This window comes from Geobacter metallireducens GS-15 (assembly GCF_000012925.1).
Taxonomy (GTDB): domain Bacteria; phylum Desulfobacterota; class Desulfuromonadia; order Geobacterales; family Geobacteraceae; genus Geobacter; species Geobacter metallireducens.
Genome location: NC_007517.1, coordinates 2,892,836 through 2,914,878, shown reverse-complemented (window position 1 = coordinate 2,914,878; position 22,043 = coordinate 2,892,836). Strand labels below are relative to the sequence as shown.

Here is a 22,043-nt window from a genome sequence, read left to right as displayed (position 1 = left end):
AGGAGTTTCCCCAATGACCCAATACAATCCTTTGAAACAGATTCCTGCGACCGCCGGTTATGGTAAGGGCGACGTCTTCGTCCTATTCGGCGAACTCTTCGGCCGGGGGTACGCCAACGGCATCGTCGACGAGGCAAAAAAAGCCGGCATGACCATCATCGGTGCCACCGTGGGGCGCCGCGACAACAACGGACCGCTCCGTCCCCTCACTCCCGAGGAGCTTGCCGAGGCCGAGGCGAACCTTGGTGGGAAGATCATCAACGTGCCGCTGGAAGCCGGGTTCGACCTGGAGCCGGCCGCCGACGGCCTCACCCCCGCTGACCGCCTCAAGGGGGTAAAGCCCGACACGGTGGTGGAGACGCGGCTCGACATGGCCGCCATCGAGGAGTCGCGGCAGAAGGGGCTCGCCCGCTTCCGGGAGAATCTTGCTCTCTTCGCCAAAGATCTGGACGGACTCATCCCGGCCGGGGCCAACGTTCTCATTGCGCACACCATGGCTGGTGGCATCCCCCGGGCCAGGACCCTCATGCCAATCCTGAACCGGGTCTTCAAGGGGCAGGGAGACCGCTACCTGGCGTCAGGACCCTTCTGGAAATCCGATGTGGGGCAGCTCTGCTCCCTCTCCTTCGACGAGGTGACCGCCGACACCTTCGGCGCCCTCATCGCCGCCACCGCTGGGCTCCGGAGTCGGGTGGAGGGGGCCGGTTCCCGCATTTCCTATTCGGCCTTCGGCTACCACGGCTGCGCGGTGCTCATCGGCGGAGAATACCGGTGGCAGTCCTACACCCCCTACCTCCAGGGATGGGCCAAGATTCGCCTGGAGGAGGTCGCCACGAAGGCCTGGCAGGAGGGGGTGAAGGCCACGGTTTACAATTCCCCCGAGATCCAGACCAACTCCAGCGCCCTCTTTCTGGGGGTGGAAATATCCCTCTACCCGCTGCTGGCGGCCCTGCGGAAGGAAGGGGACGGACCCGCGGCCACGGCCATATGGGATGCCTGCCAGGGGCTCCTGAAGGAAGGGGAGACCCTTGACGCTCTCCTAGCCAAGGCCGATGCCTACCTCTCGTCGCCGGTCCTGAACCCCTTCGGGACCTATGAGCAGTGGCCCCACCACAATACCGCGGAGCAGGCGAGCCTCATGCTCACCGTCTCCGACGAGCTTATGACCATGAGCGCCGACCCCAAGAACGTGGTCTGCGCTGAACTCTCGAAATCGGTCTTCCAGGCGGTGGGACGCCTCATGTTCGATCATTCCTGGAGCCCCCAGGCGCCGGTAGTCTGGCTGAACCACGATACCATCGCCCGCCGGCTTATTAACTGACCGGCACCCGGATAGAAAACGCAAAAAAAGAGCCGTCCCCTCGGGGCGGCTCTTTCTTATGTGGCCATCTGTCAAATGATTTCAAAGATCGAAGGTGATGCAACCTTCTCAGGGGGCATTTTCCGTTATGGAAGATGCCTTTTCCTTATGTGGCCATCTGTCAAGATATTTTCAAAGAGCGTTCTTTCCAACCTTCTCTCCGGGCATTCTTTTTTATGAGAATGCCTTTTCTTATTCGCGCCTTAGGTGCGCCGAGTACCGATCCGGTACCTAGAGAAGGTTTCGCCATTTTTATTCCGCCACCACAGTGGCAAAAGAGCCGTCGCGACACCAATTAAGAAATGACTATTCGATACGGCCGCTGCTCAACGTATAGACGCCATAGAATGATTGCAAGTCGGCGGGCTACGACAGCTATTGCTTTTTGAGCGATACCCGTCTTGCCGAGCAGGCGGCGATACAAGTTTTCGGCGTATGAATCTCTGCTCCTCCACATCCAAGCCGCCTCAATCAATAGGCTGCGCAATCTGGTTTGTCCGGCCGGAACCAGTCTGCCTGATGATGACTTGTTGCCGCTTTGCCGAACTACCGGAGCCAAGCCGAGATAACTGGCGACCTCTTCCGGTCTTTTGAATCGTTCTGGGCGAAACAGCTCCATAGCGAAAGTTGTGGCAACTACCGGTCCGACGCCGGGGATCGACTGCAGGCATGTCATGGTGTTGGCTAGTTCCTCTGTTTTTGTCAGCGACTTTAACTGGTGTTCGATCCTGCGCAGCTCTTCCTGGTTAAACGTCAGCTCGCGCAGGTAGCTTTGCAGAGTCATGTGTGCAGCTGAGTCTATCGGCAGAGCAAGCAGCACTGCATCAACACCAATTTGCCAGTGTTCCAGCTCTTTAGGTTCATCGACGCCCAGGAACAGCAGAAGCCCCTTGATCCGCTGTTTGCAGCGTCTGACGTCATCGACAAGCATATGGCGGCGGCGCAGCAGGGTTCGGCGTGCTTCTTCCTGTTGTGTTGGGATGGCGATAGATTTGAGCATCCCCTTGGCGGCATAGTTGGCCAGCTTCAGGCAGTCAAGCCGGTCACATTTGGCGCCAGGAGTTACGGAGCGGGGGATTTTACTTGGAGCCGCAACAATAACCGGGAACCCGGCAGCAAAGAGCATTCTGGCGAGGGAGAACCCGGTTGGGCCGGATTCATAGGCTACAGCACCAACCCGGATGTTCAACCCGGTAAGTAGTTCGATTATGGCTTGAGGTGATGCCGGACTGACCAAGCTCAATGCTCGACCGTCGCAACGGTGCAAGGCAATGTGATAACTGCGTTTATGCACGTCGATGCCGACGTGGAAAGTCTCATCTTCAAACCCAACAACAAACTGCTGCAGACCTGCTAAACTGATCTTTGCCATGTTGGCCTCCTTCTCACTGATGGTATGAAGCGGTCACTTCAAGACTACCAGTAGATGGCCAGCATGGTATTTTTTGTGACAGCTGTGGACCGTTCGCCTATCGTACCAGCTTCGACAGCTTCTTGAACTCCTCGGTCCCTGCCACCCGCAGGAGCTGGAACAGGGCCGCCTCGGTGGAGGTGATGGCCGCGCCGGCCGCTGCTGCGGCGTTGACCCCCACCTTCCAGTTCCCTTTTTTGCGACTCATGACCGCATCCTTCACCAGGTGGACGTGATATCCCCGCTCCCGGAGCTCCAGGATCGTCTGGAGGACGCAGACGTGGGTCTCCATGCCGGTGACGATCACCTGCTTCCGCCCCAGCTCCGCCAACCGGTTCAGGAAGGCCTCATCGCCGCAGCAGCTGAAGGCCATCTTCTCGAAGGCTGCTCCCTCGAACTGTTGCCGCAGCTCCGGCACGGTGCAGCCGAGACCCTTCACGTACTGCTCCGTGGCCACCACCGGGATGCCGAGCTCCTTCGCGGCCTCCAGGAGGATGCCGGTGTTCTTCGTGAGTTGTGCCAGGACCTCCTGGTTCATGGCCGCGCAGAGCTTCTCCTGCACGTCCACGACGACGAGTACCGCCTGGTTCCGGTCGAGAAAAAACGTGTCCATGATGCCCATTGGTAATTCCTCCTTTCAGTCGGAATTCGGGACCGGGGACCGGGGACCAGGGACCGGGAAAACCCGGTAATGCTCCGTAGATGGCCATGGTACCGATTCGCTTGTTGCTGTTTTTGATTTTTCCTGATCCCCGGTCCCTGATCCCCGGTCCCGGCTTTCAGTCTCTCCTGATTTCGATGCCCAGTTCCTGGATCTTCTTCCGGAGTGTGTTCCGGTTGATGCCGAGGATTTCGGCGCCCTTCACTTGGTTCCCCCGGGTCTTTTCCAGGACGAAGCGGATGAGGGGGCGTTCGATCTGTTTGAGGACCAGGTTGTAGATGTCGCCGGTCTCCATCTTGTCGAGATTGGTGAGGCTCGCCCGCAGCTTCATGTCCACCAGGGCCTCAAGCGACAGCTCGTCGGTGGCGACGGCCTCGCCGGTGCGCTGGATGCGGAGCCCCGGAAAGTCTGCCGGCGTGAGGAGCGGGTCGGAGGAGAGGATCACGGCCCTTTTGATGGTGTTCTCCAGCTCCCGCACGTTGCCGGGCCAGGAGTAGGCGGTGAGGAGCGCCATGGTCTCGGGGGAGCAGGTCCTGCCGGGGACCTCCAGTTCGGCACAGGTCTTGTGGAGGAAGTACTCCACCAGGGCCGGGATGTCCTCCTTGCGCTCCCGCAGCGGCACCAGCTGGATGGGCACCACGTTCAGGCGGTAGTAGAGGTCTTCCCGGAACTGTTTGTTCCGGGCCAGTTCCTCCAGGTTCTGGTTGGTGGCCGCCACGATCCGCACGTCCACGGCGATGTTCTGGCTCCCACCGGTGCGGGTCACCTCCTTCTCCTGGAGGACCCGCAGGATCTTCGCCTGGAGGTCCAGGGGCATGTCGCCGATCTCGTCCAGGAAGATAGTGCCGCCGTTGGCCTGCTCGAACTTGCCGAGTTTGCGCTCCGCGGCGCCGGTGAAGGCCCCCTTCTCGAAGCCGAAGAGCTCGCTCTCCAGGAGTTCCTTGGGGATCGCTGCGCAGTTGAGGGCAATGAACGGCTTGCCGATCCGTTTGGAGTTGAAATGGATGGCCCGGGCGATGAGCTCCTTGCCGGTCCCCGACTCCCCCTGCACCAGCACCGTTACGTCGCTGGGAGCCACCTTGCCGATGGTCTTGTAGACCTCCCGCATGGCCGGGGAGTTACCGACGATGTTCTTCTCCAGGAGATAGCGGTCCTTCAGTTCCTCCCGGAGGATCGACATCTGGGAGGTGATCTCCCTGGCCCGGTTCACCTTCTCGATGATGGCGTCGATCACGTCCAGGTCGAAGGGCTTGGTGATGTAGTCGTAGGCGCCGCGCTTCATGGCCTCCACGGCGTTCTTCATGCTTGCCTCGGCGGTCATGATCACCATGAGGAGGTCGCTCTTCAGCTCCTTCACCCGGTCCAGGAGGTCGAGCCCCGAAATGCCGGGCATCTTGATGTCAAGGATCGCCAGATCATAGTCGCCGGACTGGATGAGGCGCAGGGCCTCTTCGCCGTCCCGGGCGAGATCCACGGAAAATCCCTTTTTCCGCAGGGCCTTGGAGAGGACCCAGCGCATGCTTTCTTCGTCGTCGGCTACGAGTATGCGGTGCAATAACATGATAAAACCTCGGAAATCCGGGACCGGGGACCGGGGACCGGTAAAACCGAAAGTCGCTTGACTTTGATTCCACTGGTCCCCGGTTCCTGGTCCCTGGTTACTGAATTAACGGCAGCATCACCGTGAACGTCGTCCCCGTGCCCGGGTCCGATTCCACCTTGAGCATGCCCCGGTGCTCTGTGACGATCTTCTGGCAGATGGCGAGGCCGAGTCCGGTCCCCTTGGCCTTGGTGGTGAAGAAGGGGGTGAAGAGCTGCTCCAGTTGCTCCCTGGGGATACCGGGGCCGTCGTCGCGGACATCGACGGCCACCATGCGGGAGCGGCGCTCCCCCTTCGGGGTCATGCTGTAGTCGGAGAGGACCCGGCTCGCGACCCGGATGGTGCCCCGCTCGTCCACCGCCTCCACGGCGTTCTTGATCAGGTTCAGGAAGAGCTGGGTCAGGAGCCCCTCGTCGGCCAGGATCGGCGGGATGCTCGGGTCGAACTGCTGCTGGAACGTGACGGACTTCCCTTCCGTGGCCCGTTTCCTGAGAGTGACAATGTCGCCGAGGATCTTGTGGAGGTTCACCTTGGTGAGTTGGAGCTTGCGGGGCGATGAGAGTGCCAGGAGCTCCTCCACGATCCGGTTGACCCGGTCCACCTCCCTGACCACGACCCGGACGTTGTCCCGCAGTTCGCTCTCGGGGGGGAGCTCCATTTCCAGAAGCTGGGCCGCCCCCTTGATCCCCCCCAGAGGGTTCTTGATCTCGTGGGCCAGGCCCGCCGCCAGGGTGCCGAGGGTGGAGAGCCGGTCGGCGTGGCGGACCGCATCTTCCAGTTCCCGGATGTTCGTCAGGTCCCGCAGCATGAGGATGGTGCCGATGGGCTCGCCGTCCTGCCGCAGGAGCGGAAACGTGGTGACCGCGACCGGGGTAAGCTGCTTCGCCTTCCTGATGACGATGTTCTCGTTGTCGGAGATGGTCATGCCGGTGGCGGCGGTCTTGGCGACCATATCCACCAGAATCTCCTGACTGCCGAGGAGGGCCGCGAAGGGGTGCCCCATGGCCTGGCGCCGGGAGATGGCGATGATCTCCTCGGCCGCAGGGTTCATGAGGGTGATCCGCCCCCCCAGGTCGATGACGATGACCCCGTCGCCGACGCTGTCGATGATGGTGGCAAGGAACGCTTCGTTGGGGCTTTCCGGGCTCATGGCGCCTCCGGCGCGAAGAAGCGGTGCAGCGCTTCGAGAAGGGCTTCCTTTCCCTCGATGATGTTGACGGCCTTGCGGAACTGGGCCGCGCCGGAGAGACCGTGGGAATACCAGCTGAAGTGCTTGCGCATCTCCCGCAGGGCCACCCGCTCGCCGGCGAGCTCCGTGAAGAGCTCCAGGTGTCGGAGCGCGGCGCGGAGCCGCTCCCCGGTGGAGGGTGCGTCCGGTTCCCTGCCGTCCAGGAGGGCCAGGGCCTGGCGGAAGATCCACGGGTTACCCAGGGCGCCCCGGGCCACCATGACTCCGTCGCAGCCGGTTTCGGCCAGCATGGCGGTGACGTCGGCGGCGGTGAAGAGATCGCCGCTGCCGATGACGGGGATTTTCACGCTCTGCTTCATCTCGGCGATCTGCTGCCAGTCGGCGTGCCCCTCGAACATCTGGGACCGGCTCCGGGGGTGGAGGGTGATGGCGTCGCACCCCTCCTCCTCGGCAATCTGGGCGATATCAAGGAAGTTGGCCTCGCCGCAGGCCCAGCCGCTGCGGATCTTGACGGTCAGGGGAAGGCGTGTGGCGCGGCGGGTCTCACGGATGATGGCCCGGACCTTTGCCGGCTCCCGCAACAGGGCGCTGCCGGCCCCGGTGCCGACCACCTTCTTGACCGGGCATCCCATGTTGATGTCGATGAGGTCGCCGTGCCCCTCCACCATCCGTGCCCCTTCGGCCAGAAGCTGCGGGTCGTCGCCGAAGAGCTGGATCCCCAGGGGACGGTCCTCCGGCACGCTTCGCAGAAGCTCGAAGGTCTTGCGCCCCTCCCGCACGAGGCCGTTCACGCTCACCATCTCGGTAAAGCAGAGGCTCGCCCCCTCCTCCCGGGCCAGAAGCCGGAAGGGGAGGTTCGTAATTCCCGCCATGGGGGCGAGGATCAGATTGTTTGCCAGGGTCAGGGGGCCGATGGCCAGGGGGTTGAGCATTGGTTATTTCTATTCGTGTGGCGATGATGTGCTTAAAATTTAAGCATGGTAGCACGGGGGGCAAAAAAGGCAAGGAATATTTCCCGGCTATGACAGGGGGCAGCCCCCTGCGATTGACATTCGGCGGAGCGGGAATTACCCTTCAAGAGCGGATGTCGGGCGATAAAAGGGGGGGAGCATGGAAATCGTTGGCGGTTTCATGGTGATGATGTGGATTCTCGGCCTGATCCTGACGGTGGTCTGGCTTGTCATGCCGTTCGTGGTTCTTGCCATAAAGGGGAAGGTGGAACAGAACCATGTGCTCCTGGAATCCATCGACCGGCGCCTTGCCGCCATCGAGGATCGGCTTCGGGAGGAGGTCCGGCAATGAAGGGCGAGGGCTACCCTCCCGCAACCTTCTTGAACGCCTCCGGAAAGTCTCCGGAGAGTTCCCTCCCCATGGTCCGTTCAAGGTAACGGCAGAAGCACTCCACCACCTTCGGGTCGAACTGTCTCCCCGCCTCCCTGCGCAACTCGGCAATGGCCTCGCCGATGGTATACCCTTTCTTGTAGGGGCGCTCCGACACCATGGCGTCAAAGGAGTCGGCAACCGAAACGATCCGTGCCGAGAGGGGGATTTCCTCACCCTTGAGCCCCTTGGGATAGCCTTTGCCATCATAGCGCTCGTGGTGGTGGAGGATGGCGGGGAGAACGTCATTCAACTGGGCGATGGGAGAGAGAATCGCAACCCCCTTCTCCGGGTGGGCCCGAAGCGGGGGGAACTCGTCGTCGGAGAGGACCGCCGGTTTTTCCAGGACCGCCTCGATTACCCCGATCTTGCCGATGTCGTGGAGGAGGCCGCCGAGCCGCACCTTCTCCACCTCCTGTTCGGAAAACCCCATTTCCTTCGCGATGCGGGCCGCGATGTGCATGACCCGCTCCGAGTGCCCCTTGGTCCAGGGGCTCTTGGCATCGATGGCGTTGGCGAGGCTCGCCACGGTGTTGATGAAGAGGCTCCGCATGTCTTCGTAGAGCCGGGCGTTTTCCAGAGCCACCGCCATCTGGGATGCGATCTTCTCGATGGTGAAGGTCTCGCCCCGGGCGAATTTCCCCGCCTCGGTGTCCCCCAGAAGGAGTACCCCCTTTACCTCATTCCGGACCACCAGCGGAATGGCCAGAACCGACCGGATGCCAAGGGAGTAGAGTGCCTGATCCACGGGGGGCATCCCCTCGGTTTTCTCCATGAAGACGACGCTCGTGCTGCGTCCGTTGCGACGGGCATTCCACGCGGCGCATCGCCCCCGGGGGAGTCGTGAACCGGCGCGGAGAATGTCGGGGACCGGAAGCTCTCCGGCGTGGGATGCCATGATCGCCATTTTACTCCCCTCCACCTGGAGGATCGCCACGAATTCGCACCCCGTTATCCGCTCCACATGCTCCATGGCGGTTCCCAGGACCTTGTCGCTGGAAAGGGACGACGAGATCGCCTTGTTGATTTCGTCGAGGGTAAGGATCACGTCGATTCGCCCCGCCAGATCCAGGGCCATGTCGAGGGATTCGTCGAAGAGTTGGATGTGGGAGACGATAAGGGCCGCGTGGGAGATCATGTCGCGGATCACCGCCACTTCATCGGGGGAAAAGGGGGGGAGTTCCCTGGCCCGGGCCACGAATACCGCCCCGATTACCTGGTTGCGGGCCACCATCGGCACGGCCAGCAGCGTCAGGTTGCGCAGGAGCTTTCTCAACTTCTGGGGAATGAGGTGCGACACGCTCGGGTCGGACAGGAGCAGATGCTGTTTCTTCTGGAGCAGCCCCTTGAGAAGGGGGATCTTGTCGGGGACAAGGGGCATATCCCGGAAGATGGGGACGAAGCGGGCAGGAAGGCCGTAGCTTCTGGCCGGTGCGAAATCGCGTCGCTCCCGGTCGAAGAAATAAACGGCAATCCATCTGCTCTTGACCAGCCTCTTGAGCAGCCGGGACAGGTCCTTCACTACCTCGTCCACGTCGGCGAGACCGCTCAGACGCTCACTTCCCTCGATAACCGCGTTGAACGTGTCGATCATGGTGATTACCCCTCCGAGTAGTTTGCCACCAAATACCCCATATGTCTTGCCAAAAATAGGTTTTTTTATTACTATCCCCCTCTGTTGTTGTGGCGCCCGAGTAGCCTGCGGGGCTCCCTTGACGGCTCTCGGACCGGGCGTCGAACTCCCTTGTCGCCGAGAAGATTATCAACATTGTCAGGAACGAAATGGATGGCGCCGGAAAGCGCCGTCTCTGTTTCAGGAGGAATCTGAATGGGGCTTTTGGATGGCAAGAAGGCGGTCATTTTCGGTATCGCCAACGAGAAGAGCATCGCATGGGCCATTGCCCAGGCGTTCCGTCGCGAAGGGGCCGAACTGGCCGTAACCTATGCCAACGAGACGGTGGCGAAGCGGGTGATCCCCCTGGCGGAGAGCGTCGGGGCGTCACTCGTGCTCCCCTGTGACGTGCGCAACGACGCGGAGATACAGAGTGTCTTTGAAGAGATAGGAAAGGCGTGGGGGGGGATCGATATCCTCGTCCATTCCATCGCCTTCGCCGGCAAGGAGGAGCTCAAGGGATCGTTCCTCAATACGACCCGCGAGGGGTTTGCCCTTGCCCTCGATATCAGTGCCTACTCCCTCATTGCCCTCATGAAGGCGGCCCACCCCTTCATGGCGGGAAGGGAGGGGAGTGTTCTCGCGCTTACCTACTATGGCGGCCAGAAGGTTTTCCCGAACTACAACGTGATGGGGGTTGCCAAGGCCGCTTTGGAGATGAGCGTCAAATACCTGGCCGAGGCCGTGGGTTCCGACGGGATCCGGGTGAACGCCATTTCTGCCGGCCCCCTGAAGACCCTGGCTTCATCCGGGGTGGGGGGATTCAATCAGATCGCCGGCCACGTGGCGGAAAAGGCGCCCCTTCGCCGCAATATCAGCCAGGACGAGGTGGCAGGGGCGGCCGTCTACCTGGCCAGCTCCCTTGCGAGCGGCGTTTCCGGCGAGATTCACTTCGTGGACAGCGGCTATAACATCATCGGGCTGTAATACCGGGAACCGGTAAAGGCGGAGAACGAATATCAAACAGCTGCACGGCAACCTCATCGGCCTGAAGCCGAATCAGATCGCATCCCTGGAGCGGCTCTACCGGCGCCGCGTCCCCCCCGACGAGCTCATCACCGCCGAGTTGGCAGGGCGGATGGTGGAGATCTCGCGGGAGATCCGGCGGCAGATCGGTGTTCTCATCGACCGTCACGGGGCCGTGGAGTATGTCATTATCGGCGACGAGAAAGGGATATTCATCCCCGAACTCTCCGATTACCCTTTGGGGCGCCGCCTGTTGCGGGGGCTCCGCTACATCCACACCCACCTCAAGGGGGAGTCCTTCTCCGAGGACGACCTGACCGACCTGGCGCTCCTGCGCTTCGACCTCATGGCGATCCTCCAGATTCACCCGGACGACCGCCGGGTCGCTATCCAGACCGCCTCCCTCACCCCCACCGCCGGCGCCGCTCATCCCTACCGGGTGGAGGCGTCCGAACCCCTTGCCACCTTCCGCATGGATTTCGGTTCCTCGGTATCGCACCTGGAGCGGGAGCTGGAGAAGGCGGTGGCCACCGAGGCGCGCGAGGTTGCTGCTTCGGGAGAGCGGGCCATTCTCATCTCGGTCACGAAAGAGTCCCGCGAGGAGGCCGAGGACTCCCTGGAAGAGCTCAAGGAACTGGCCCGCACCGCCGGGGTTGCCGTCCTCGACGTGGTGATCCAACGCCCCCGGCAGTTCAACCCCCGCTACCTCATGGGGGAGGGGAAAATGCGGGAGGTGGTGATCCGGGCGCTCCAGTTGGGGGCGACGATCCTCATCTTCGACCAGGAGCTTTCCCCGGCCCAGGTTCGCTCCATCTCCGAGATGACCGAACTCAAGGTCATCGACCGGAGCCAGCTCATCCTCGACATCTTCGCCCGCCGGGCCACGAGCCTCGACGGAAAGGTGCAGGTGGAGCTGGCCCAGCTCAAATACATCCTCCCCCGCCTCACCGGGCGGGGAGTGCAGATGTCGCGCCTCATGGGGGGGATCGGCGGCAGGGGCCCCGGCGAAACGAAGCTGGAGACGGATCGGCGGCGAATCCGCGATCGGATCGCGAAGCTGGAGCGGGAGCTTGAAGAGTTGTCGCGGGGACGCCAGCAGCGCCGCCAGAAACGGGTGCGGGCCGGGCTCCCCATCGTCTCCATCGTCGGCTACACCAACGCCGGGAAATCGACCCTTCTCAATGCCCTCACCCGGAGCCACGTCTTCACCGAAAACCTCCTCTTCGCCACCCTCGACACCTCGACCCGGCGGCTCCGCTTCCCCCGGGAACGGGAGGTGATCATCACTGATACGGTCGGCTTTATCCGCTCCCTTCCCAAGTCCCTCATGGGAGCTTTCAAGGCTACCCTTGAGGAGCTGCAGGACGCTGACCTCCTGCTCCATCTGGTGGACTGTACCAATCCCCGCGTGGAGGAGCAGATCCACCAGGTGGAGACGATCCTGGAGGAACTGGACCTGGGGGACAAGCAACGGCTCATGGTCTTCAACAAAGTAGATATTCTACCGGAGTTGAAGAAAAAGAGCCCCCTCGGCTTCATGAAGGTCCGCCAGCTATCCCGGCGCTTCAACGCCATCACCGTCAGCGCCACGAATCCGTCAAGCCTTGAGTCGCTTCTCCAGGAAATGGAGCGCCGTTTCTGGCCTTCATCCCCCCAATCTTGACACCAATGCCCCGATTCCCTATAATGCGGGTTCCGTCCGGCACTACTTCCCACATCCGGTCGTTATGGCCATGCGTGGAAGGTTTCTCATGAAAAAAGCTCTTCTCCTCCTCGTTCTATGTCTCTTTCCGGTTCTTCCCGCCCTGGCATCGGAACCCCGTAACTCACCCCTCAAGGAACTGGCCGCGCTGGGTAATTCCTCCTCGCTTCCCGACCTTTCGGGAGCCGTTCCCTCCGGGTTCGACTCTCGCCCCGGCCGCAGGTCCGGTTCCCTTGAGCCCTCCATGGGAGACCTGGTCGTCATCGAAGACCAGGGAGCCGCCGAAAACGACTTTGAACTGAAGATTCCCGAGGGTCCGCTCCCCGACTCGGATATTCCGCTTACCCTCAACGGCCAGGTGGAGTACTTCATCCGCTACTTCCAGTCATCCGGCCGCAAGTCTTTTACCCGCTGGCTTTCCCGCTCCGAACGCTATATTCCGATGATGAAGGAAGTCCTCAAGAAAAACGGCCTTCCCGAGGATCTGGTCTACCTCGCCATGATCGAGAGCGGCTTCACCCCCCACGCGGTGTCGGTGGCTAGCGCCGTGGGGCCGTGGCAGTTCATCTCCGGCACCGGGAAACGCTATGATCTGCGGATAGACCAGTGGATCGACGAGCGGCGGGATCCCCTCAAGTCGACGGTGGCGGCGGCCCTGTACCTGAAAGAGCTCTACGCCATGTTCAACAACGACTGGTACCTGGCGGCAGCAGGGTACAACGCGGGGGAGAACAAAATCCTGCGGGCCATTGATCGGTACAATACCCGCGACTTCTGGGAGATCTCCAAGGGTTCATATCTGAAGCGGGAAACCAAGGAGTACGTGCCGAAACTCCTGGCCGCCGCCATTATCGCCAAGGAACCGGCCCGTTATGGCTTTGCCGACGTTGCCTACCTTCCTCCCATCGAGTTCGACACGGTGACGATTCCCTCCCGCACCGATCTGGAGGTGGCGGCGAAGCTCTGCAATGTGGACTATCAGGTCGTCAAGGAGCTGAATCCTGAACTGCGCCGCTGGTGCACTCCCCCGGACTACCCCGGCTACGAGCTTAAGATTCCCGTTGGCAAGAAGAGGGCCTTTGAGCAGGCCTATGCGCAACTTCCCGAAGGTCAGCGCTACGCCGAGCGGGTTGTTTACACCCGCTACCGGGCCAAGAAAAGGGATACCCTCGCGTCAATCGCCAGCCGTTACGGCACCACCCCCCAGGCCCTGGCCGAGGTGAACAAGCTGAAGCTCTCCGCCAAGGTGCGGGGGCGGACCCTCCTTGTGCCGGTGGTTGCCGACAGGGAGCCGGCGGTCCAGACCGCGAAGGCCGATGTTTCGCGCAAGGAGAGCGCCAAGGGGTTCAACAAGTACTACACCGTGAAAAAGGGCGACACGATTGCGTCGCTTTCAAAGAAATTCAATATCTCGTCCCGCATTCTCACCGCCTGGAACAGCCTGAAGGGAAAACTTGCCCTTCGTCCCGGCAAGCGGATCATCGTTGCCAAGTACGTGGAGAAGAAGGGTTCCATGGTTCCGGTGTCCGGCGGCGACGACAACGGATAAACAGGCCAAGCTCTACGCAGCATGAAAGGACATGAATTTTTATGTATAACTTCCTGATCTCCGGCGGCATCGCCCTCATTGCAATCATCATCATCTTCATCGCTGCGGGATCGTCGGCCTGGTGGTGGGCCATTCTCGTGGGGCTCATCCTGTTCGGCGCCTCGTTCCTTCTCATCTCCCGCGTCATCATGAAGAAGATCCTGGAGATCATGGAGACCGCCAACCGCGACATCCAGGCCCAGCGGGTGGACAAGGCGATCCGCGAGCTTAAGGAGGCATTCAAGTACGGCAAGTGGCAGATGTACGTGGATGGTCAGATCAACTCCCAGATCGGCATGATCTATTTTCTGAAGCGGGACTTCTCAACCGCGTTTCCCTATCTGGAAAAGTCCTTCGCCAAGAACTGGGTCTCCATGGGGATGCTGGCCGTCACCTACATGAAGCGGAACAAGCGCGACAAGATGAAGGAAACCTTTGAGAAGGCGGTCCAGTGGAGCCCCAAGGAGTCCCTTCTCTGGGCGCTCTACGCCTACTGCTGGACCGAGTGCGACGACATCGGCCAGGCCAAGGCGGTTCTGGAACGGGGACTCAAGAAGCTCCCCGGCGACGAGAAGCTGAAGGCGAATCTGGAGTCCCTCGAAGAGACGAAGAAGATGAAGATGAAGGTCTACGGCGAGATGTGGCTGCAGTTCCACCTGGAGCGCCAGGGTGTCGTCATGAAGCAGCAGATGGCGGCCATGGGGGGGATGAAGAGGCGGGTGGTCAGGAGATAGCCGCTCTCGGAGGCATACAGTGTAATTACGGAAAAAGGGACGGTTTTGGCGTCCCTTTTTCCTTTTGATCGGTACGGTGCATGATTGATCTCCTGAAAACCCTCGCCGTCCTCGTCGCTGTGGTCGTGATGGTGCGCCGCAGGTGGCACCTGGGAGCGGTCATGGCCCTGGGGGCGGCGTTCCTGGCATTCTCCTACCTCACGCCGCCGCTCAAGTTTCTTGGCGGGGCATGGGTAGCCCTTGCGTCTCCGAAGTCTCTGGAGATGACGGCCACCCTTGTCTTTACCATGATCATGGAGCATATCCTCCGCACGACCGGTACCCTGAGGCGGATGGTGGCGAGCCTTTCGGAGGTTCTCCCCGATTCCCGCCTCATCATGGCCGCCATGCCTGCCATGATCGGGATGCTTCCTTCCCCGGGGGGAGCGGTCTTCTCGGCCCCCATGGTGCGGGAGGCCTCTGCCCACCTGACGCTCCCCGCTGACCAGAAGGCGTTCATCAACTACTGGTACCGTCACCCCTGGGAATACATCTCACCCCTCTATCCCGGCATTATCCTGGTGGCGGGGCTCTCGCGCATTCCCTACCAGAAGATCGTTCTGGCGAACAGCGCCTTTGCCGTTTCCGTGATCTTCTGGGGAGTCATCTTCTGCTTCCGGGGAGTCGGTTCCGCACCGGTGCCCGTGGGGGAAACGGTGGGCAAGCGACGGGCGCTCAGCACCTTTATCATTTCAGTGGCGCCCATTCTGGCGACGCTCATCTTTGTGGTGGTGCTGCAGGTCAATCCGGTGGTGGCCATGGGGGGAATGACAGCGCTTCTTTTTGCGGTTCACCGCTACGGACCGGCCAGAATTGTGACGACACTGAGGGAGAGTGTCTCCGTCAAGGCCCTTTCCCTTATTTTCGGGATCATGATCTTCCAGGAAACCCTGCGTCTCACCGGAGCCCTGGACGGGATATCGCATTTTTTCGTGGCGAGCGGCCTGCCAGTGCTCTTCATCATTACGGCCATTCCGTTCCTGGCGGGGGTCATGACGGGGCTTACCGTGGCCTTCGTTGGGATCACCTTTCCCATCCTGATGCCGCTCATGGGGGGAGACATTCCCTCCCTGGGGCTTCTTTCCCTCGCCTTTGGCAGCGGTTTCGCCGGGGTGATGCTCTCGCCGGTCCATCTCTGTCTCGTGCTGACGGGGGAATACTTCGGGGCTGACATGGCCCGGGTCTTCCGTCGTCTTTGGATTCCCCAGGCCCTAGTGCTTGCGGCGGCCGTGGTGCCGGTGTATATTTTCTCATGACCGTGCCGTGATGCGTTGCGCATTGCGGTTTTTTCCGTACCCGAGGAGGTTTTAATGGCAAAGCGGATTGTGATTCTAATGCTGCTGGCGTTCACCAGCCTTTCACTCTCAGGGTGCCTTGTGGCCGAGAGTACATACCTGAAGAAAGCGGAGGAGGCCGATACCCTCGGCCGGGAAGCCGCCACCCTTCAGGAAATGCATCAGAAACTCTCAGCCGAGAATGGCGCCTTGAAGGCTCAGCTTGCCAAGGTGAGGGAGGAGGCGGCCGGGCTGGCAAAGGAGAAGGAGAAGCTCGGCGCTGACAATAAAGAGCTTGAACAGGTGCTTCGCGCCAAGACCGATACCCTGTCACAGAGTGTCGCCGATCTGAGGCAGAAGGTGACGGACCTGGAGACCGAGAACACCCGGCTCAAGGCGGAGATCGCCGAAACCCGTAAAGCCAGGGAGGAGAAAGTCCGGGAGGTAAGCAAAACCTACGAAGATCTCCTTGACCGCATGAAGGGGGAGATCGCCCAGGGGCAGGTGACGATTTCCGAACTCAAGGGGAAACTGACGGTCAACATGGTGGATGCCATCCTCTTCGATTCAGGCAAGGCGGAGGTGAAACAGGGGGGGATGGAGGTTCTCGCGAAGGTGGTTGATATCCTGAAGGGGGTTCAGGACAAGATGATCCGTATCGAAGGACACACGGACAACGTCCAGATTGTCGGCAACCTGACAAAACGCTTCCCCACCAACTGGGAGCTTTCGGCGGCCCGGGCCATTAATGTGGCGCGCTATCTCCAGGGTCAGGGCATAGACCCGACGGTCCTCGTGGCGGTGGCCAACGGCGAATACCGTCCGGTGGCTTCCAATGACACCGAGGAGGGGAGGGCGAAGAACCGCCGGATCGAGATTGTCCTCGTTCCCCGGGATGCGCCTGACCGCCCATGAAAAAGAAGAGTTCGAAAACCGAACAGAAGCCCAGGGAGTTCGCGGCGCGTCCCTTCGCTGCCCTCAAGGGGCTCAAACCCGATGATGCCACAGCTCGGGATGCGGCACCGGCCAAGGCACCCGTCCCTCCACCACCAAAGCGAGCCGCCGAGCCCGACGATCTCTCCCTTTTCCTGCGCGAGATGGCCGACGTGCGGCGGATCCGTCCTGCAGCGGAACCCTCGCCGAAGAAGGGGGGAGAGAAGGCACCAGAGCCCCGCGAGCTGGCAGAGGCGGCAGAGATCCGCCGCCAGCAGGAGGCCGAAGAGCACCGTGTGTTTGCCAACGCCATTTCGAACCTGCGGCTCGATGTCACCTTCAGCGACCACCTGCCGGAAGAAAAGGGGGAGGCCCCCCGTCCGACGAGCCGACTCAAGCAGCTGAAAAGCGGCCAGATCCGCGTCGGCCTGGAGCTTGACCTTCACGGACTTACCAAGGAAGAAGCTTTGGAGAGTCTGGAGAGCTTCATCGCCGCTGCCCATCGCCGCGACCAGAAAGCGGTTCTCGTCATTACCGGCAAAGGGAATAACTCTCCGGGGGAGCCGGTCCTCCAGGGCGCGGTCCTTTCGTGGCTTCGGGAGCGCGGGAAGGGGAAGGTGGCCGAGTTCGCCCCCGCCCCTCGGGAACTGGGCGGTAGCGGCGCCATTGTCGTCTTTCTCAGGACGCCGGGCAAGAAGGGCGATTAAGGGGGAACCATGTTCGGGCTGTTCAGAAAGAAGGTCGGCGAGCCAATCGAGTTCGGGAGTACCGACGCGGCTTTTGACTATGCGTGCCGCAACCTTGAGAACCGGATTCTTCTGGAGGCGGTTATCCCTGCCCTGGTGGAGGAACGGCGGGGGATGAGCCCGGAAGGAGAGCAGCTTTTTTTCATACGGCTTGCCAACCGTGAGGGTGGCAAAGTGATCGAGGCCTGCACCCTCAAGGAATCGCTCCGACATCCTGCCGTGGGGGACCTGGTTGGCTACCGGGTGGTGAAGGTCGAACCCGAACTCCCCGAGCCCTTTGACCTCCTCGGCTTCATAGCCTGTCGGCTCCAACCGGTCTACGTGCCGGGAAGGGGGTGGCGGATCGCGGAAAGCTTCGTCCCCGACAACATCAAGCCGACCTTGCGGATGTGACCTCCCATGATCAAAATATTCATCGACAATCCGCTTCTTCTTCTCTTCGTCGTCGCCGCCATCGGGTATCCCCTCGGCCGGATCCGGATCAGGGGGTCGAGCCTCGGCGTGGCGGCGGTCCTCTTTGTCGGCCTTGGCATCGGCGCGCTCCATCCGGAGCTGAAACTCCCTGAAATTGTCTATGTCCTGGGGCTTGCCCTCTTTGTCTATACCATCGGGCTCGCCAGCGGGCCGGCCTTTGTGGCGTCGCTCAAGGAGGACGGGGTTCGGAACAACCTCCTCATTCTCGGCGTTCTTGTGCTCGCGGCGGCCCTCACCGTAGCTGCCCAGCGGTTTCTTGCCCTTCCGGCCACAATCACCGCCGGCCTTTTCGCCGGCAGTCTCACCAATACCCCGGCCCTTGCCGGCGCCCTTGAAACCATCAAGCACGTGGCGCCGCAAAATCTCATGGAACAGCTCCTGGCCGAGCCGGTCGTGGGCTACTCCATCGCCTATCCCATGGGGGTTATGGGGGTGGTGCTCGCCATCAGCCTCGTCCAGAAGCTCTGGCGGATCGACTACGCGGAAGAGGCGGCACGGACCAGGATCGCCGGCGCCGCCACCGAAAGCCTGAGGTCCAGAACAATCCGGGTCACTTGGCCCCAGGCCGGACGACAGACCGTTGCGGCACTCTCTCATCAGCAAAAGTGGGACGTGGTTTTCGGCAGAATCAAGCGCGGGGATGAATGTCTGCTGACCGGGCCGGAGGTCCGCTTCCGCCCGGGGGATCTGGTGCTGGCGGTCGGTACCGATGTGGAACTGCAGCATGTGGCGGAGGTTCTCGGCGAGGTGAGCGAAGAGGAGATTACCGTCGACCGGAGCGAGTTCGACTACCGGCGGATCTTCGTCTCCAATCCGCGGGTGGCCGGCCGGCGGCTGGGGAGCCTGAATCTCTTCGAACGGTTCGGCGCCACGGTAACCAGGGTCCGGAGGGGTGACGACGATTTCCTCCCCCACGACGACATGGTGCTGGAGTTGGGGGACCGGGTCCGGGTGGTCACCCACCGGGATCGGATGGGGGAGGTGACGGCCCTGTTCGGCGACTCCTACCGGGCGGTTTCCGAAGTGGACATCCTTACCTTCAGCCTGGGACTTGCTCTGGGGCTGTTGCTCGGCATCGTGCCGTTTCCCCTGCCGGGGGGGGTGACGCTCAAGCTCGGCTTTGCGGGCGGCCCCCTCATCGTGGCGCTCGTCCTCGGAACTCTCGGCCGCTCGGGAGGAATGATCTGGAGCCTCCCCTACAGCGCCAACATGACACTGCGCCAGATCGGTCTCGTCCTCTTCCTGGCCGGCATCGGCACCCGGGCCGGCTACGGCTTCGTCTCCACCCTTGCCAAGGGTGGCGGGTTCGCCATCTTCGCCGCAGGAGCGGTGGTCACCTGCTTTGCAGCCCTTACCACCCTATGGGTCGGTCACCGGATCCTCAAGATTCCCATGGGGATCCTCATCGGCATGGTGGCCGGCCTCCAGACCCAACCCGCGGTTCTCGGTTATGCCCTGGAGCAGACCGGCAACGATCTCCCCAACATCGGCTACGCCTCGGTCTACCCGGTCGCAACCATCGGGAAGATACTCATTGTCCAGGTGCTTTTGTCCTTACTGATGTGATTCCCTTCAGCAGACCGGATAGCGGCCAGCCGCCAGTTCCATGCAGAATCCGTTGATACCAGCCAGCCTCTGGCCGATGATCTCCTCGGCCTTTGCCGAAACATTGCCGAGCCGAATTCCCTTTTCCAGCAGCAGCTGGGCCGCCGCCATCCGGGGGCGGTCGATGGGGGTGCCGATCCGGCTCAACAAGAGAACGTGGGCCTCTCTGACCCCCTCCAGTTCCTCGCAAATCTCCTGGGCGAGCCGGTGGGCAAGGATGTTGTAGATTTTTCCCACATGGCTCACCGGGTTCTTGCCGGCGGCGGCCTCGGTGCCGAGGGGCCGCCCCAGGGCAATGATCCCGTTGACCCGGTTGCCGCGACCAACCTGGCCCGAATCGGCGTCTTCCGCCGAGGTGCCCAGGAGGCTCAGGTAGACGCCTCCAAGTCCCCGTCCCGGTTCGTCAAGGGCGTTGAGGCGAACCCCTTTTCGGCCGAAACCGGGGAGTCCCGTGAGAAACTCACCAATCTCTCTCTCAACCACGCCCTTTCTGGCGAAGTATTCCCCTTCTGATTCGATGAACCGCGCCAGGAACGGCATTGCCACGGTCAGCTCGAGATCTTTCCCCGAGCGTAGGCCCATGACCTTGATGTCTTCGCCGGTTTCGGGAAAGTGCTCCTTGAACTCCCGGGAATTCAGGTGCTGTTCCAGGGCGAGGACCGCCAGTTCCGTCGGCGAGAGGGGCCAGTAGCCCACGGCTGCCGAGGTGTCGTTGGCTGCCATGACTTCCCCCGGCCGGGCGAAGATGTCGGTGAGTTCTTCAGATCCCGGCGCCAGCACCACACGGAAATTTACGTGCAGCTCCGGGTCCACGAAACGGAGGTTCTTTCTGAACCACTCACGGGCGGCGCCCAGGGCGATCTCCGTCACCGGAATCTGCCGATCTCCCACGGAAAACGTGGCCCGGTCACCGATGATGAGCTCCATGGGACGGATTACCCGGCCGCCGCCGAAGCGCTTTTCCACGCTTCCCGCCGCAAGGAGGCTCTTGTCGATGTTGTGGTGGAGAATGCGGCCGAACTGCCGGATATACTCCTGGGACAGGGCCACGGAGACGGCGTCCATGGCCGCGTCACAGATGAAGTCGGGATGGCCTTTCCCCTTCCGCTCCACGATTTCCACCTGCTGCTCCTGAACAGAGTTCCCCTTGAATGCTTCGATGGTTATCATGGATTACACTGTATCATACCGGCGCGCAATTTCACGGAGGCGGACACTGGAAACAAGAAAGCCGTCCCCGCTGCCCGGGGACGGCTCTTGAAGCCGTGAATGGAAAAGCATCCGTCAGGTTTCTTGCCTCAATCTATTCCACTCCTTCGGCCGAAGGCCTTGTGTCGGGGCGGGGGAAGGAGTAGATGCTTCTGACCATCGAAACAAACAACAGCACTCCGGGCACCAGTTGGCAGGCGAAGGCAATGGTTCCCAGGCCGATGAAAAAGACCAGTAGGAACTCGTCGATGCCGAAGCAATTCAATATGAACGGGGAGGATATATCCTGAAGGAGGGGGAAACTGATTTCCACTAGCATAATGGTGGTCCTCTTTTGTTGTGAATCTGTAACCATTGCTAGACACCTGCTTAGTATTGCACCGTACATACCAATCCAGAGAGGGTGAGGGGTGTTTTGTGTAACTAGCCGACACTATTGTGTAAATGTCGCTTTGGACAGGATGGCTGGAAGAGTTGCGGACGCATAGCGTATGATTTTTTGATACACACACGCGGAGCGAATGGGACGACAGTCTGAAGGTGGAGTGTTGTAACGTGTTGCTATTGCGAAAGATTGGTCGAGGAGCCAGAGGGTGTATGCGAGAGATATACAGATATGCGGTAAAAAACGGGGCTTCGTGCGAAGCCCCGCGTCGAGGAATGAAATGATCTAACGGAAGGTGTATGCCAGGGAAATACCCACAATATCCGAGTCAGACGTGGGCTGGTGTATCTGGTATATGCCTCGTTGCTCAACGGGAGAGCGCCGGAAGCGGAATCCCTCGTAAAAGACGGCAGGGCGAAACGCCTTGTGGCGGACCCCCAGTTCGGCGAACGCCGACCAGTCGGAACGGGGTTCGAGGGTGACATCGCCGGCGGAGGTGTCCTCGGCCCTGTTGCGGGTGTAGAGGGGATACTTGGCGCCCGCCTCCAGGAAGATAGCCGTTTCGTTGCCGATAGGGAGTTCGCCCTTGAGCCCGTAGCGGGTGTAGATGGTATCCCAGTATTCGGTGGCACTTCCCACCGCAAAGCGTCTGCCTGTTTCGGTGGTGGCGGTGGAGCTGGCAATGTCCCTGAGCCACGTCCGGTAGCCGATCCCGAAGAAGGGCTCCAGCGATCCGCCACTGAAGGCGAATCGCCACCCCAGATCTCCTTCGATTTTGCCGCCGAAATAGCGGGTGTCGGAGTCGGCGGGCCGGTTATTTTCGGCAGGGTCGCTGGAGGCCTGCGTCTGCCCTGCGTAGTCGACCACCGTCCCGAACAGTTCGGCCTTGCCGTGCAGGATGAGGGATCTTTGGAGAAGGTCGACCCTCGCTGCGGCGCCGGCGCCGAAGATGGGACCGCTCTCCCTTACGATGCGGCTGCCGTCGTTAGTATACTCCTGCCAGGAAAAGTATCCGCCGTAGCCGTAGGCGCTGATCTCCTCAAGACCCGCTGCGAGGCAGGGGGAGACCATCAGAAGGGCGGCAAGCGCCGTTATCGCGATGTGGTTGATCATGA

At 61.3% G+C, this 22,043-nt stretch carries 20 protein-coding genes; 11 read left to right on the top strand and 9 right to left on the bottom strand.

Annotation, left to right across the window (positions count from 1 at the left end; translation table 11 throughout):
* Positions 1 to 13: 13 nt before the first annotated feature.
* On the top strand, positions 14 to 1,321 hold the full coding sequence (locus tag GMET_RS12885; protein WP_004513468.1) for an enoyl ACP reductase FabMG family protein: 1,308 nt from the start codon (positions 14 to 16) through the stop codon (positions 1,319 to 1,321).
* Positions 1,322 to 1,655: 334 nt separating this feature from the next.
* On the opposite strand, the gene GMET_RS12880 is transcribed toward GMET_RS12885, so the two are convergent.
* From GMET_RS12880 to dusB, 5 genes are all read right to left on the bottom strand, one after another.
* The gene (locus GMET_RS12880; protein WP_004513469.1) at positions 1,656 to 2,732 is read right to left on the bottom strand and encodes an IS110 family transposase; all 1,077 of its coding nucleotides are present in this window, start codon (positions 2,730 to 2,732) and stop codon (positions 1,656 to 1,658) included.
* Between the two features lie 97 nt (positions 2,733 to 2,829).
* Positions 2,830 to 3,393: a hydrolase gene (locus GMET_RS12875; RefSeq protein WP_004513470.1), complete on the bottom strand. Its 564-nt coding sequence runs from the start codon at positions 3,391 to 3,393 to the stop codon at positions 2,830 to 2,832.
* A 157-nt stretch (positions 3,394 to 3,550) separates the two neighbouring features.
* Positions 3,551 to 4,993: a sigma-54-dependent transcriptional regulator gene (locus GMET_RS12870; RefSeq protein WP_004513471.1), complete on the bottom strand. Its 1,443-nt coding sequence runs from the start codon at positions 4,991 to 4,993 to the stop codon at positions 3,551 to 3,553.
* 97 nt (positions 4,994 to 5,090) lie between these two features.
* On the bottom strand, positions 5,091 to 6,182 hold the full coding sequence (locus GMET_RS12865) for a two-component system sensor histidine kinase NtrB (RefSeq protein WP_004513472.1): 1,092 nt from the start codon (positions 6,180 to 6,182) through the stop codon (positions 5,091 to 5,093).
* Positions 6,179 to 7,153: a tRNA dihydrouridine synthase DusB gene (gene dusB, locus GMET_RS12860; RefSeq protein WP_004513473.1), complete on the bottom strand. Its 975-nt coding sequence runs from the start codon at positions 7,151 to 7,153 to the stop codon at positions 6,179 to 6,181. The genes GMET_RS12865 and dusB overlap by 4 nt, the downstream gene beginning before the upstream one ends.
* A gap of 178 nt (positions 7,154 to 7,331) precedes the next feature.
* Here dusB and GMET_RS12855 point away from each other — a divergent pair, with 178 nt between their 5' ends.
* Positions 7,332 to 7,523, top strand: a complete 192-nt coding sequence (locus GMET_RS12855; RefSeq protein ID WP_004513474.1) for a hypothetical protein — start codon at positions 7,332 to 7,334, stop codon at positions 7,521 to 7,523.
* A gap of 10 nt (positions 7,524 to 7,533) precedes the next feature.
* Here GMET_RS12855 and GMET_RS12850 read toward each other — a convergent pair whose 3' ends face one another.
* The gene (locus GMET_RS12850) at positions 7,534 to 9,195 is read right to left on the bottom strand and encodes an HD domain-containing phosphohydrolase (RefSeq protein WP_004513475.1); all 1,662 of its coding nucleotides are present in this window, start codon (positions 9,193 to 9,195) and stop codon (positions 7,534 to 7,536) included.
* Positions 9,196 to 9,429: 234 nt separating this feature from the next.
* Here GMET_RS12850 and GMET_RS12845 point away from each other — a divergent pair, with 234 nt between their 5' ends.
* The 9 genes from GMET_RS12845 (at position 9,430) to GMET_RS12805 (ending at position 19,295) form a co-directional block, all read left to right on the top strand.
* Complete coding sequence (locus GMET_RS12845; RefSeq protein WP_004513476.1) at positions 9,430 to 10,200, top strand: enoyl-ACP reductase FabI; 771 nt, start codon at positions 9,430 to 9,432, stop codon at positions 10,198 to 10,200.
* Positions 10,201 to 10,351: 151 nt separating this feature from the next.
* Positions 10,352 to 11,902, top strand: a complete 1,551-nt coding sequence (gene hflX / locus GMET_RS12840; protein ID WP_004513477.1) for a GTPase HflX — start codon at positions 10,352 to 10,354, stop codon at positions 11,900 to 11,902.
* 88 nt (positions 11,903 to 11,990) lie between these two features.
* The gene (locus GMET_RS12835) at positions 11,991 to 13,490 is read left to right on the top strand and encodes a lytic transglycosylase domain-containing protein (protein ID WP_004513478.1); all 1,500 of its coding nucleotides are present in this window, start codon (positions 11,991 to 11,993) and stop codon (positions 13,488 to 13,490) included.
* A 41-nt stretch (positions 13,491 to 13,531) separates the two neighbouring features.
* Entirely contained in the window at positions 13,532 to 14,263 is a 732-nt protein-coding gene (locus GMET_RS12830) for a tetratricopeptide repeat protein (RefSeq protein ID WP_004513479.1), read from the top strand.
* Positions 14,264 to 14,343: 80 nt separating this feature from the next.
* On the top strand, positions 14,344 to 15,558 hold the full coding sequence (locus tag GMET_RS12825; RefSeq protein WP_004513480.1) for a DUF401 family protein: 1,215 nt from the start codon (positions 14,344 to 14,346) through the stop codon (positions 15,556 to 15,558).
* Between the two features lie 54 nt (positions 15,559 to 15,612).
* The gene (locus GMET_RS12820) at positions 15,613 to 16,491 is read left to right on the top strand and encodes an OmpA/MotB family protein (protein ID WP_004513481.1); all 879 of its coding nucleotides are present in this window, start codon (positions 15,613 to 15,615) and stop codon (positions 16,489 to 16,491) included.
* A complete protein-coding gene (locus GMET_RS12815) occupies positions 16,488 to 17,216 on the top strand; it encodes a Smr/MutS family protein (protein ID WP_004513482.1) in 729 nt (242 codons plus the stop codon). Before GMET_RS12820 ends, GMET_RS12815 begins: the two co-directional genes overlap by 4 nt.
* A 9-nt stretch (positions 17,217 to 17,225) precedes the next feature.
* Positions 17,226 to 17,648, top strand: a complete 423-nt coding sequence (locus GMET_RS12810; RefSeq protein ID WP_004513483.1) for a hypothetical protein — start codon at positions 17,226 to 17,228, stop codon at positions 17,646 to 17,648.
* Positions 17,649 to 17,654: 6 nt separating this feature from the next.
* Positions 17,655 to 19,295, top strand: a complete 1,641-nt coding sequence (locus GMET_RS12805; RefSeq protein ID WP_004513484.1) for an aspartate:alanine exchanger family transporter — start codon at positions 17,655 to 17,657, stop codon at positions 19,293 to 19,295.
* 6 nt (positions 19,296 to 19,301) lie between these two features.
* Here the strand turns inward: GMET_RS12805 and GMET_RS12800 are convergent, their stop codons facing one another.
* The 3 genes from GMET_RS12800 to GMET_RS12790 all read right to left on the bottom strand — a co-directional run bounded on the left by GMET_RS12800 (position 19,302) and on the right by GMET_RS12790 (position 22,041).
* Entirely contained in the window at positions 19,302 to 20,504 is a 1,203-nt protein-coding gene (locus tag GMET_RS12800; protein WP_004513485.1) for a methionine adenosyltransferase, read from the bottom strand.
* Between the two features lie 133 nt (positions 20,505 to 20,637).
* Positions 20,638 to 20,931, bottom strand: a complete 294-nt coding sequence (locus tag GMET_RS12795) for a hypothetical protein (protein WP_238378926.1) — start codon at positions 20,929 to 20,931, stop codon at positions 20,638 to 20,640.
* Between the two features lie 282 nt (positions 20,932 to 21,213).
* Entirely contained in the window at positions 21,214 to 22,041 is an 828-nt protein-coding gene (locus GMET_RS12790; RefSeq protein WP_004513487.1) for a hypothetical protein, read from the bottom strand.
* Positions 22,042 to 22,043: the final 2 nt, after the last annotated feature.

Bases quoted from the DNA above. Each gene is read 5' to 3' on its own strand.
- GMET_RS12800 (WP_004513485.1), bottom strand. From the start codon at position 20,504: ATGATAACCATCGAAGCATTCAAGGGGAACTCTGTTCAGGAGCAGCAG.
- GMET_RS12805 (WP_004513484.1), top strand. From the start codon at position 17,655: ATGATCAAAATATTCATCGACAATCCGCTTCTTCTTCTCTTCGTCGTC.
- GMET_RS12880 (WP_004513469.1), bottom strand. From the start codon at position 2,732: ATGGCAAAGATCAGTTTAGCAGGTCTGCAGCAGTTTGTTGTTGGGTTT.
- GMET_RS12870 (WP_004513471.1), bottom strand. From the start codon at position 4,993: ATGTTATTGCACCGCATACTCGTAGCCGACGACGAAGAAAGCATGCGC.
- GMET_RS12815 (WP_004513482.1), top strand. From the start codon at position 16,488: ATGAAAAAGAAGAGTTCGAAAACCGAACAGAAGCCCAGGGAGTTCGCG.
- GMET_RS12830 (WP_004513479.1), top strand. From the start codon at position 13,532: ATGTATAACTTCCTGATCTCCGGCGGCATCGCCCTCATTGCAATCATC.
- GMET_RS12845 (WP_004513476.1), top strand. From the start codon at position 9,430: ATGGGGCTTTTGGATGGCAAGAAGGCGGTCATTTTCGGTATCGCCAAC.
- GMET_RS12835 (WP_004513478.1), top strand. From the start codon at position 11,991: ATGAAAAAAGCTCTTCTCCTCCTCGTTCTATGTCTCTTTCCGGTTCTT.
- GMET_RS12875 (WP_004513470.1), bottom strand. From the start codon at position 3,393: ATGGGCATCATGGACACGTTTTTTCTCGACCGGAACCAGGCGGTACTC.
- GMET_RS12850 (WP_004513475.1), bottom strand. From the start codon at position 9,195: ATGATCGACACGTTCAACGCGGTTATCGAGGGAAGTGAGCGTCTGAGC.
- hflX (WP_004513477.1), top strand. From the start codon at position 10,352: ATGGTGGAGATCTCGCGGGAGATCCGGCGGCAGATCGGTGTTCTCATC.
- GMET_RS12795 (WP_238378926.1), bottom strand. From the start codon at position 20,931: ATGTACGGTGCAATACTAAGCAGGTGTCTAGCAATGGTTACAGATTCA.
- GMET_RS12855 (WP_004513474.1), top strand. From the start codon at position 7,332: ATGGAAATCGTTGGCGGTTTCATGGTGATGATGTGGATTCTCGGCCTG.
- GMET_RS12885 (WP_004513468.1), top strand. From the start codon at position 14: ATGACCCAATACAATCCTTTGAAACAGATTCCTGCGACCGCCGGTTAT.
- dusB (WP_004513473.1), bottom strand. From the start codon at position 7,153: ATGCTCAACCCCCTGGCCATCGGCCCCCTGACCCTGGCAAACAATCTG.
- GMET_RS12865 (WP_004513472.1), bottom strand. From the start codon at position 6,182: ATGAGCCCGGAAAGCCCCAACGAAGCGTTCCTTGCCACCATCATCGAC.
- GMET_RS12810 (WP_004513483.1), top strand. From the start codon at position 17,226: ATGTTCGGGCTGTTCAGAAAGAAGGTCGGCGAGCCAATCGAGTTCGGG.
- GMET_RS12820 (WP_004513481.1), top strand. From the start codon at position 15,613: ATGGCAAAGCGGATTGTGATTCTAATGCTGCTGGCGTTCACCAGCCTT.
- GMET_RS12790 (WP_004513487.1), bottom strand. From the start codon at position 22,041: ATGATCAACCACATCGCGATAACGGCGCTTGCCGCCCTTCTGATGGTC.
- GMET_RS12825 (WP_004513480.1), top strand. From the start codon at position 14,344: ATGATTGATCTCCTGAAAACCCTCGCCGTCCTCGTCGCTGTGGTCGTG.